Source organism: Thiofilum flexile DSM 14609 (assembly GCF_000380185.1).
Taxonomy (GTDB): Bacteria; Pseudomonadota; Gammaproteobacteria; order Thiotrichales; family Thiotrichaceae; genus Thiofilum; species Thiofilum flexile.
Genome location: NZ_KB904810.1, coordinates 1 through 1,599, shown reverse-complemented (window position 1 = coordinate 1,599; position 1,599 = coordinate 1). Strand labels below are relative to the sequence as shown.

Below are 1,599 nucleotides of genomic sequence, written 5' to 3'. Positions count from 1 at the left end.
GTCTTAATCCCTTCTCAAACAGGGCGGTGTTCAAACCCTGCCGCTCGTCGGTAGCCTTTTAATTTCAATAACTTAGCTTGTATAAATTTTGATATCAAAATGGCTTTTCCGAGTTAGCTTTTTAATGGCAATGTTTTGAACACTTTTTTACCTCTCCACAGCCTCTGACCGTGGTCAAAGACTGTGGTTAATGATAGTACAAGTCTTTGGGGGTTGGCTAGTTTTTTTACTTGCGAGTGGGGTGTTTCATCCGATGCTGCCTGTGGGTTGTAGGTGTTGGAGTTCTGCCAATTTGTGTTGGTATTGTTGCTCTAGTGATGGGTCGTAGTGGCGTAGGGTTGCTAGGCCTTTGAGGTCGCTGTTGAGTTGGTAGAGGCGCTCTTGGGTGGTCGGGGGGCTGGGGTGTTTGAAGCCGCTGGTGGGCGTGGCTTGGGTTGGGGCTTTGGGTTTGAGTAGGTGGGTGCCTAGGGTGCCTTGGCGGGCTTGTTTGATCAGGCCTCGCAGCAGGGCTATGGGGCTGGTGGTGATTTTGCCGTGTTGGATGTTGTAGTCGAGGATTTTGAGGCAGTCGCTGGCATCCTGAAGGCTGAGGCCATCGAGACACTGGGCGGCGGTTTGTTTTTCGGCTGGGGTGAGGGTTTGGGGGTAAGGTAAATTTTCTGGAATAAACTCCTGACAACGACGACTGTCGGCTTCGTTGTCTGTTGTCGTGTTTTTTGTATTGGTAGTGTTTATTGTATGTACCCGAATTTCGGAAGGGTTTTCTCCCGAATTTCGGAAAGGTTTTCCGTTTTTCGGAGGGGTGGGGAAATAAAAAAGGTCGTTGTCTGTGAGGAGGTCGGGGTGGATGGTGTAGGTTTGGTCATAGAGTTTGTGCGGGGTGGTGGTGAAGAGGCCTTTTTTGATGAGGCCTTGGGCAGCGATGAGGGCGCGGTCTTTGCGGATGCCGCTGAGTTTGGTGAGTTGGCTATAGCTGATCGCGTCGGCGGTTTTGCCGTAGGTGATGATTTTGCTGTAGATGACCAAAAAGACTTTGAGTTCGTTTTGGGTGAGGTCGCAGGCAAGAGCGTGGTTGATGAGGGTGCGGGCGAGGCTCATGGTTTGGCCTCCAGTACGTAGGGGACGATGCCGAAATGGGTGTACATGTCTAGGGCTTCGGGGGAGCTGCCGTTGTGTTCGATGCTCCAGTCGAGGGCGGTTTTGATGTCGGCACTGTTATGGGCGATTAGTCCTTGGGCTATTGTGTAAAAGATGGCTTGGTTGATGGGGTCGAGTGTGTCGACGATTTGGGCAAGGTACTCTGTTTTTTGCTCGAAGGTGGTGGGTGATTCTGTGGGCGTGTGTGTGCTATTATCATTAGAGACCATGATTGAACTCGCGTTTGTTTAATGGTTAGGGGGGTATGAGTGGTGCTACACTCATATCTCCCGATTTGTCTTAAGCTGCTTTTGTTTCTGCTTCTCTTAATTCCCTCAAAATTCTTACTATCTCAGCATTCATGCTTCTGTTCTGGTCTAATAAAACCTGACACAAAGAAATAGGATAAACTGTCCTAAATCGAGGTGTCTATGAATCAGAAACGAGTCTACAAGAACTACT

2 protein-coding genes are annotated in these 1,599 nt (G+C 49.4%); both read right to left on the bottom strand.

Annotated features, from left to right (window positions below; genetic code table 11):
- Positions 1 to 246: 246 nt before the first annotated feature.
- On the bottom strand, positions 247 to 1,098 hold the full coding sequence (locus A3IK_RS21410) for a replication protein (RefSeq protein WP_162596677.1): 852 nt from the start codon (positions 1,096 to 1,098) through the stop codon (positions 247 to 249).
- Complete coding sequence (locus tag A3IK_RS0115955; RefSeq protein WP_020560972.1) at positions 1,095 to 1,367, bottom strand: hypothetical protein; 273 nt, start codon at positions 1,365 to 1,367, stop codon at positions 1,095 to 1,097. The genes A3IK_RS21410 and A3IK_RS0115955 overlap by 4 nt, the downstream gene beginning before the upstream one ends.
- Between the last annotated feature and the right edge of the window lie 232 nt (positions 1,368 to 1,599).

Excerpts from the sequence above, each read along its gene's own strand:
- A3IK_RS21410 (WP_162596677.1), bottom strand. The coding sequence starts at position 1,098 with ATGAGCCTCGCCCGCACCCTCATCAACCACGCTCTTGCCTGCGACCTC.
- A3IK_RS0115955 (WP_020560972.1), bottom strand. The coding sequence starts at position 1,367 with ATGGTCTCTAATGATAATAGCACACACACGCCCACAGAATCACCCACC.